The 8,381-nt window shown below is 47.5% G+C and carries 9 protein-coding genes; 2 read left to right on the forward strand and 7 right to left on the reverse strand.

Annotated features, from left to right (window positions below; all coding sequences use genetic code 11):
• Positions 1 to 206: 206 nt before the first annotated feature.
• The 3 genes from QMA09_RS16635 to QMA09_RS16645 all read right to left on the reverse strand — a co-directional run bounded on the left by QMA09_RS16635 (position 207) and on the right by QMA09_RS16645 (position 5,448).
• Positions 207 to 392: a hypothetical protein gene (locus QMA09_RS16635; RefSeq protein ID WP_290213925.1), complete on the reverse strand. Its 186-nt coding sequence runs from the start codon at positions 390 to 392 to the stop codon at positions 207 to 209.
• Between the two features lie 315 nt (positions 393 to 707).
• Positions 708 to 5,051 (reverse strand): AAA domain-containing protein, encoded by a 4,344-nt coding sequence (locus tag QMA09_RS16640; protein ID WP_290213926.1) that lies wholly within the window; start codon positions 5,049 to 5,051, stop codon positions 708 to 710.
• The gene (locus QMA09_RS16645; RefSeq protein ID WP_290213927.1) at positions 5,026 to 5,448 is read right to left on the reverse strand and encodes a hypothetical protein; all 423 of its coding nucleotides are present in this window, start codon (positions 5,446 to 5,448) and stop codon (positions 5,026 to 5,028) included. Before QMA09_RS16645 ends, QMA09_RS16640 begins: the two co-directional genes overlap by 26 nt.
• A 179-nt stretch (positions 5,449 to 5,627) precedes the next feature.
• Between QMA09_RS16645 and mscL the strand changes: the two genes are divergently transcribed.
• Positions 5,628 to 6,017 (forward strand): large conductance mechanosensitive channel protein MscL, encoded by a 390-nt coding sequence (mscL, locus tag QMA09_RS16650; RefSeq protein WP_290213928.1) that lies wholly within the window; start codon positions 5,628 to 5,630, stop codon positions 6,015 to 6,017.
• 72 nt (positions 6,018 to 6,089) lie between these two features.
• Here the strand turns inward: mscL and QMA09_RS16655 are convergent, their stop codons facing one another.
• The 4 genes from QMA09_RS16655 to QMA09_RS16670 form a co-directional block, all read right to left on the reverse strand.
• Positions 6,090 to 6,647, reverse strand: a complete 558-nt coding sequence (locus tag QMA09_RS16655) for an SCO family protein (protein WP_290213929.1) — start codon at positions 6,645 to 6,647, stop codon at positions 6,090 to 6,092.
• A gap of 91 nt (positions 6,648 to 6,738) precedes the next feature.
• Positions 6,739 to 6,867 carry a YvrJ family protein gene (locus QMA09_RS16660; RefSeq protein ID WP_135503621.1) on the reverse strand — a complete coding sequence of 43 codons (129 nt, stop codon included), beginning with the start codon at positions 6,865 to 6,867 and terminating at the stop codon, positions 6,739 to 6,741.
• 69 nt (positions 6,868 to 6,936) lie between these two features.
• Positions 6,937 to 7,152, reverse strand: a complete 216-nt coding sequence (locus tag QMA09_RS16665; protein ID WP_290213930.1) for a DUF2922 domain-containing protein — start codon at positions 7,150 to 7,152, stop codon at positions 6,937 to 6,939.
• A gap of 23 nt (positions 7,153 to 7,175) precedes the next feature.
• Positions 7,176 to 7,394, reverse strand: a complete 219-nt coding sequence (locus tag QMA09_RS16670) for a DUF1659 domain-containing protein (RefSeq protein ID WP_290213931.1) — start codon at positions 7,392 to 7,394, stop codon at positions 7,176 to 7,178.
• A 121-nt stretch (positions 7,395 to 7,515) separates the two neighbouring features.
• Between QMA09_RS16670 and QMA09_RS16675 the strand changes: the two genes are divergently transcribed.
• Positions 7,516 to 7,950, forward strand: coding sequence for a DUF2621 domain-containing protein (locus QMA09_RS16675; protein ID WP_290213932.1), 435 nt, complete (start codon positions 7,516 to 7,518; stop codon positions 7,948 to 7,950).
• Positions 7,951 to 8,381 lie beyond the last annotated feature (431 nt).

The following is an 8,381-nucleotide window of genomic DNA, read 5'->3' on the forward strand; positions in this document are numbered from 1 at the left end:
TAAATAGTTTGATTTGTAAAGGATAATCTAAGTAACATTGCTGTTGATAATTAAAATCTCTTTTTAATATAAAAAGAAGCCTCTCATTTTACTGAAAGGCTTCTCTTTAAACTATAAATCATTATTTATTCAACTAGAAATATCTTACTGGCTCTATTTCCAGTTTATCAACCAGAACCCCCAGAGTTGTTCATTATGCAAAAAGACTATTTCCGTTTCTTCATGCTATCAATCGCTGCACCTATAACCAGTCCAACTCCGGTTCCTACCCCAGCCCAAATAACATTTCCCGTAATGATAAGACTTAAGGCTGCACCGATTGCAGTTCCGAATATCAAACCCAAACCGGTAAATGGAATTTTTGAGTAGTCGTAATTGTTTTTCTTGTCCATTCAACTGATCCTCCCCTTTAAGTTAAACTTTGTTCTCATATTACTTCAGTTCGATGTGATTACAATCATGGTTTATAGAATAGAAGTGTATACAAAGCGAATTCTTTCCTTTGCGCCCCCGCGTCAGCCAAGAAATCGGCGAAAAGAATTTGAGGCGATTTCTTTGCGTCGAAGCTAGCGAAGCGATGCAGACGCAATGTTTTTAACCATTCTTAAATTGTGCTACGCATCTGACACCTTGGCGCGATGATGCTACGAAAAGCAGCCTCCAGTATATTTACCGGAGGCTGCTTTAGGTCATTCACTATAAAAATTTTATTCCACCAACTGATGATCCTTCACAGGTTCAATCCCTAGGCCATCCAATTGCACCCACAGGCTCTCCAACGCTTTTGCTTTGTCGAAGTAAAACTCCCTGCCGCGCACACGCCAGAATTTCCAGCCGGAGCGTTCTAACGATTCCTGGCGCTTCATGTCTTCTTCGAATTTTTCCGGGCCGTGCCATCTTTCGCCGTCGCATTCAACGGCTAAACGGTCGCGCAAGCCTTCGACGACCATGTCGATGCGGTATTGGCCGACTTTGACTTGCGGCGTCACTTTATAGCCTTTGGCCAGCAACATGCGGAGAACGTCGACTTCAAACGGCGAGTCGCAAAGTTCTTCGAGGTTTAAGGCTTCTGTATTGATTCGTGTCGGGTTTTGGCAATAGCTCAACAAGCGGTAGCGCAGATCTTCGGAGTTCAGCTCTTCCAGATCAACTGAATGGTAAAGCCTCATCTGGTTTTTCGCCCGGCTCGCCGCGACGTTGAAGCGCTGCTTGTCGGACGTTTTCGTCAGCGACATGAATCGGCGGTTCGGCGCTGTGACCATCGACAGGAAGATGATGTCCCGCTCGTCGCCTTGCAGCGTATACGGATTGCCGCAGATGATTTTCCGCTCCACGAATTCGCGGTCGCCGATTTCCTGGCGGATGCGGGATTCCAGCAATTTATGCTGGTCTTGGCCAAGCAGCGTGATGACGCCGAATGTCTGCCCTTTTAGTTTCGGATTTTGAACCATATCCGCCATATCGGCAACGATGGCGTCGATTTCGGCTTCGTTGACATCTCGGCGGTCATCGATATATCCGTCGTTGACTTTGATCGCCGTCACCGGCGGATCGATTTTGTCTTCATCAAGCGGCAAACGCAGCGGAATCATTTCGCCGCCATAGCTCATATCATTCGAGAATTGGATGATTTCCGGCACACAGCGGAAATGCTCCCGCAGCATCAATTTGCCTTCTTTCGGGAAGGTCTGTTCCGCGATTTCGTATAGCGACAGGTTGCCGTCGAAAAGATCGGCGTTCGGGATGCCTTTCAAATGGCGGCGCACCAATTCCAATACGTCGTCTTGCTTCGTGCCGATCGATTGCGGGCTGATTTGTTCGTCATCGCCGACGACGACGATTTTCTTGCCACGCAGCAGTACGTTGATGGCGAACAAATCGCATTGGCTGCTTTCATCAAAGATGATGACATCGAATTTTTCATTGGTCACGGGGAAGTTTTCCAGCACTTGGCTGATTGGCATGATCCACACCGGAATCGCGCTTTGTGCGGTTTTCATTTCTTCTCTGGCGCCTTGCAGGTTGCGCTGTGCCGATTTCCCGCTGCCTTTGCCGAAGCGTTTGATATAGGTTTTCCAGGCAGACAATGCCCGTTTTTCTTCATCGGTGATGCGGTTGACTTGGTTTTTCCAAGTGGACGCACTGACGATTGCACGGATCAAGCGTTTTTGTTCGACGTGTTCTTCTTCCAGCTGTTTTTTCAGGAGCGTCGTATTCGTATCTTTCGTTTCATCAAGCCACGTCTGCAATTTTTTCAGTTCAAACGCGTCTCTATGCTGTTCGGGAAAGTCCAGTTCTGAGCCGGCCGTCATTTCAAGCAGCTTTGCTGTCTGCGGCAAAATCTCGCTGAACTCTTCATGCAATTGATAGAAACGGCTCGCTTTGGCTTTTGTTTTATGCAAGGCCTCGAGCTTGTTCAACAACTGCGTCCATTGCAACAGGTTTTGCTCCTGATAGGCTTGGACAAAATCCCGCGCAATCGGATGCATGTTTTCGCTGGCGCTTAGCGCTGTTAATTGGGCCAGTTCCTGTTTAAACTGCGCTTCCCATTTCAAGTACTCGATCCGTTTTTGCACCGCTGCCAAGTCGCTGATTGTCTGCTTGATTTCATCCATTGAATAGAGGTTGATGTTCCTCATGCCGAACGGCGTCATTTTCTTATTCGTGTTTTGTGCTGCATCCACCGCTTTCAAGACCAGTTGCAATTCGTTCAAGCGCTCACTCAAAAGATGCGGAAAGCGCTTTTCGTTTTCGTCGATCACGCTGTGGCCGATGTCTTCCATATTGCCATTGAACAGGCGGGCTGCTTCTTTTTTGACCCACTCGTATTCCACATGCGTATCCAGCACCTCGATGTCTTGCAGCGTCTTAACGGGTTCGCCGTTCAGGACGGGCTCTTCAAACAAATATTTCGCCTGTCTCCCTTTCATCATGAAGAATACGAAGTTGGGCTTTTTGCCATTTTGCAGCGGTTCTTTTGCGATCGCCAAGTCGCTTTTCAAGTCCTCGCTGCTTTTTTCCGGCAAGTTGATCGTATGGGTGATGAGAATATGATACGCCGCAAATAAACGGTCGGCTGCACCTGCTAATTTGTCGGCCAATGTCCGCCAGCGTTCTTCTCGGTGGCCGCCGGCACGGCAATCATCAATCATGGACTGGTAGACTTTGTTTTCCAGCACCCCCGACATGCCGAGAAGTTCATTCAGCTCGTTTTGCAGCGCTTTGATTTTATTCTCGTCCATTGGCAGCCCGTATTTCTGCAAGACGGCTTTGCCTTCTTCATTCGCTTCCTTCAAGCTGTTTTCGCTTTCCATGAACGCCGCAAAAGAAGGTGCGTTTTGAAGGTCCTTTTCCACTTTCGGCAAATGAAGATCGCGCAGAAGAAGCTCTTCTTGGGTAGTTTCGCTTTTCAGCTGCCACAATTCTTTGAACGAAGCGTGGTTCAGCGGAAATTCAGCGTCTAATGCCACGTTGTCTTGAATCCAGCTGTAATGGACATCGGATTCCGACAGGCGTTTGGCGACGTCGTATTTGAACAGTTTTTCTCCTTTGAATTGGAGGACTGTGCCTTCTTTTTCCGCGTATTCCTTGAGCAGGTTTTTCAAACGGGCTTCTTCGCGCTTGCTGCGGTTCAACGCGTCTTTATCGCGTTCGATTTCCCGTTCCAGCCTTGGGACATCCAGTTCACCCAGCTTTTCGCCGATGACGCGGATCGATTGCTCGATTTCCTGCAGCGACTCGCGCCCGCCGCCAAGAACCGGTACGCATAAATCGCGGATTTCCTGAGGAATCTTGTTTTTTAAGACTCTTAATGGACTTTCTTTTTGGCTCGTGATTAAAATCTTTTTCCCTTCCGATAAAAAGTGGGAAACCAGATTCGCAATCGGATGGGTTTTCCCTGTTCCAGGAGGCCCTTGTACCGTTACGCCTTGATGGCGCGAAACGCGCTGGATGATGGCTTTTTGCTGCTCGTTCGACTCAAGCGGGAAATACAGGTTATTGTCGCTGGCCGCTCCGCCGTTTGAAAGAGCTCCATTTTCTTCAACGGCCGTGTTTTTGATGGGTTCCCCGATAATGGCAGACACGGTATCGGATAATTCCAAGTCGCCGGTCGAAATGCCATCGATGATCCCTGCCAGGTCATCTCTTAGTACCCGAGCATTTTTTATGCGCAGCGACAGCATTTCGTGCTTATATATCACCGGATCTTCGTCAGGAACTTTCGCTGACTGCTCCGCAACATAGTTGCCGTTGGCGTCGAATGTTTGGACAAACTGCGTGAAGAAATCGGAGAAATCTTCTGTAATTTCCCGTGCCTGGACGTCACGCCATAATTGATTGATGGGATTGATGTTCGGTATGGAAATTCCGGAGAAGATTTCCCGCTCGACGGCAGTTTCCAAGTCGACCAATTTCACGGCAATTACGCCTTTAGACGCGTCCAATTCTAGTTCGGCTTTGCTCGTTAAAAATGGCGAACGAATGATTCCGATTTTCGGATCGGGATGATGCCAGACAAAAAGGCCCGTCCCATAGACAAATTCCAGCGCTTCGCCTTCTTTTTCAAAACGCGAAAAAAGCTCGAAGAAGTCTTCGTATGTGTCGAGAGTATGCTTTTTGTTTTTAATGTTGCCGGCCCATTCTTTCCACAGGGGCACCCATTGCTCAAAAGCCGCCAGCCGCTGTGCGTCATCGATGAAATACTCTTTTTTCTGTTCGCCATCTCCCAAGTCTTCCGTCTTCATCGTTATGTAGGACGGGACAGCCGTCTCTTTCTTCGGGTCAAAATTGAGCCACTCTTTGAAGCTTGGTTTAGGGGCGGGCGGCACCAATTCCGCTTTGGTGATTGTGGGCCTGTGGATCTCCACGAGGTTTTCGCTATTGTGGCAGTTTCCTATTGTAAAACAGCCGTCCAATTTGTCCAAGTCTTCGAGCTGCCAATTCTTCTCGTAATCCGTATAATCCCTTACCACTTTGCCGACCAGGTTGTTCAATGCCAGCATATATTCAAAAAAGTTCTTTGCTTTATCGTTCGCTGAAATGGCTTCCATGAGATGCACCTCTTTTGCTAGATTCAATTTTTTTATGATTTTTTGCTTTATCTAAAATAAAGATAATCCTAACTAAAACCGCTTCGACCGCTTTGGGCATGGCTCCCGCAATAAGCCGGGAAAGAACACCCGTCTTATTGCTAAAACCCTTCTGCTTCTGCATCGCTGCGCTAGCTTCGAAGCAAAGGAAATGGTCCAAATTCCATTTGGCCATTTCCTTGCCTAGCCCCTTGACGCGCCGGCGCTGGATAAGCTCTAAAAAATATAAAGCTCTACTCCTGTAGCGCTTTGCGCTTCGTCCAATGTCTTGCCCGCGGCAAGCGAGGTAGTTTTGCGGAGTATCTATAAGAATAATCATTAACCAACTCTTATAGTAATCTATTGATACTGGCACCATAAATAATCTTCTTTTATTCCCTAATACTACCAACAAAGCGGGCACTAAACAATACTGCGCCTAGGCCACCTTTACGTTCCTTTTTCTTCCTGCTTCACAATATTCATCAAAAAAATACCGAATTTTAGTTGTATTTAATTATTTTCCCCTGTACAATGTCTAAAGAGGAGATGAATACTATGATAGAAGATTTTAAGAAATTTGCGTTAAAGGGCAATGTGCTTGATTTGGCCATTGCGGTCGTAATTGGTGCCGCTTTCGGTAAAATCATCACGTCGCTTGTAAATGACATCATTATGCCAGCGTTGGGAATCCTGCTTGGCGGTTTCAGTGTTGAAGACTGGTCTTATACCTTTAATGGTGCAGTACTGCGATATGGCGCATTTGCGCAATCGATCATCGATTTCACAATTATCGCGTTTTCAATTTTCATGGTCATCCGTCTTTTCACTTCAATGAAGCGCAAAAAAGATGTACCCGCTGAAGAAGAGCCTGAAGTACTGGATAAAAAAGAAGAGTTGCTTCTTGAAATCCGCGACTTGCTGGCAAAAGAAAAAACTGGCTTGTAAGCCAAACAACACAAAAAAGCTGCCGATCCATTTGGGATCGGCAGCTTTTTCGGTTGTTCAAGAATATCAATTTCAGTCCAGCTGTTTCGCTATGTCGTCGACGATCGTATCAATCGGCACATCGATGTAGCCATCGTAAGTTTCGGCGATTTCGCCGTTGCCGTCCATCAAATAGAAGGTCGTGCCGTGGACCACTTGGTCGCTGTTCGGATCATCTTTGACGAACGCCTGGAAATTGTCTTTCGCGAATTCCGCGATTTCCGGCTGGGTATAGCCCGTCAGCAAATTCCATTTCGATTCATCGGCAACCGAATACTTTGCCAAGTATTCCTGCATTTTCTCCGGCGTATCCGATACCGGGTCTACGCTGAACGTGACAATCCGGTAGTCTTCGATGCCTTGGTCGATCAATTTTTCCTGGATCGACGCCAAATTGGCGGTCATTGGCGGGCACACGGTATCGCAATTGGTGAAGACAAAAGCAGCGATCCACGGTTCGCCTTTGAGGCTGTCGTTCGTCACCGTTTCGCCGCGCTGGTTCGTATATGAGAAGTCTTCGATCGTTTCATTGCCGCAGGCCGACAATAACAGCAGCACTGCGATGGCCAAAAGAGCCATTCTTTTTTTCATGCGGTCTCCTCCGTCCTGTCCCCACCATTTTAGCGAATCCAGCAACAGGGTTCAATCGTCGCGCGCCGGACTTTCCGACAAAACCGTGACATCAGGAAACTTTCATCGTGATCAACGCGTCATGGATCGCCACAAGTTTCGACTCCACCCGGTGCATCAAGTAAAAAGATACAAATATCGGGAATCCCACTTCTTGGATCAATCGCATCCACTCATCCATCCTTCTCCCCCCGCTTCCATCAGAAAAGCCCTCCCTTGCAGGAGAGCCGATTCTGTTTAATATGCTGTTTTAGACTTCGTAGTCAAAGATGTTGCGTTCCACGATGCGCGCCGCTTTCGCAAGCGCCAATGCCGAACCTTGCACGTGGAAAATGTTCTGTTCAATGATGGTCTGCATACCGGTTTGGAGCTCCAGCTGCGTCAGATCTTCCCGCGGGTCTTCAACCGACAAAGTCACGTCTTTGCCAGCCCCCGTCTCAAAAATCAATTCCAATGTTTTCGCCATTTCCGTTTCCCCCTTTTAAATTATTAAGCGTAAATGTTCTGGGCCGTCTGCTTTTCCAGGAACATCAACGGCTTTGTGCCGAATCCTGTTAAGACGGTAACCGCTGCCAAAATTTCATTGGCACCTGCTGCGTCTGTTACGTTGTGGTACGCTTTCACTTTCTTGACCGTTTTCCCTTCGCCGTCCACGCCGTTGTCCAGCGTGCAACGGATGCTTGCGCTCTTGAATTCTCCTACTGCCATGTCAATCACCTCCTTTCATTCGCTATATAGACACAAATGCGAAAAGAGGACACCTTTTTAATGAATTTTTTCAGAAAGCCTTCTATAATGAAATTAGGTACGAATAAAAGAGGTGAACAAAGTGGCACTAGATGGCTGGTTTTTATGGTTTATCCTTTTTTGGGTCGTGGTGCTCGTCGGATTGTTTGCGATAGGCGGCTATTTCATGTTCCGCAAATTCCTCAAGTCCATGCCGAAAAGTGATGGACTGTCGGATTTAAATTGGGAAGAATATTATGTCGACAAAACCATACATTTATGGGGTTCCGAAGAAAAAGCATTATTGAACGAATTGGTGCAGCCAGTTCCGGATCTGTTCCGCCCCGTGGCGAAACAGAAAATCGCCGGACGCATCGGGCAAATCCTGCTGGATGAGAAAGCGAAATCAATCCAGCTCGAACACATCATCCGAGGCTATATCCTGGCAACACCCAAACGCGACCACAAATTTCTGCGTAAAAAACTAGCAGAAATGAAGATTGACGTTAACCCATACGAGCAATATTTCGAACGCTAAAAAGCTGTTCCTCATCGAGGGACAGCTTTTTTAGATTTTTTTAATAGCCGATATTCCGCAAAACAGCCGCGAAGGCATGGACCCAAGTATTGGGGCAATGCCTTTGCGACGAAGCACGAAGTGCTGCAGGAGCACATATTTTTTGCCGCGGGCGAGCGCCAAGCCTCCTCAGCCCGCTATCGCGTGCTTCCGGGGTCTCGGCTGTCTCGCTATCCCGCAGGCAAGACTTACCCGAAGCTAGCGAGGTCAATTCTTTGCGACGAAGTGCGCAGCACTGCAGGAGCAGTACGTTTTTCTCCGCTCTTTTGCACCATATCTAGAGAACAAAACCAAGGGCAGTAATTGTATGATTCTTGTTCTTTTATAGAAGAACTGTTTTGATACTAAGAGATACCTTTGAATGAAGCGGAAGGTGGCGACTCCTGCGGAAT

It is taken from the genome of Planococcus sp. APC 3906 (genome assembly GCF_030407685.1).
Lineage (GTDB): Bacteria > Bacillota > Bacilli > Bacillales_A > Planococcaceae > Planococcus > Planococcus koreensis.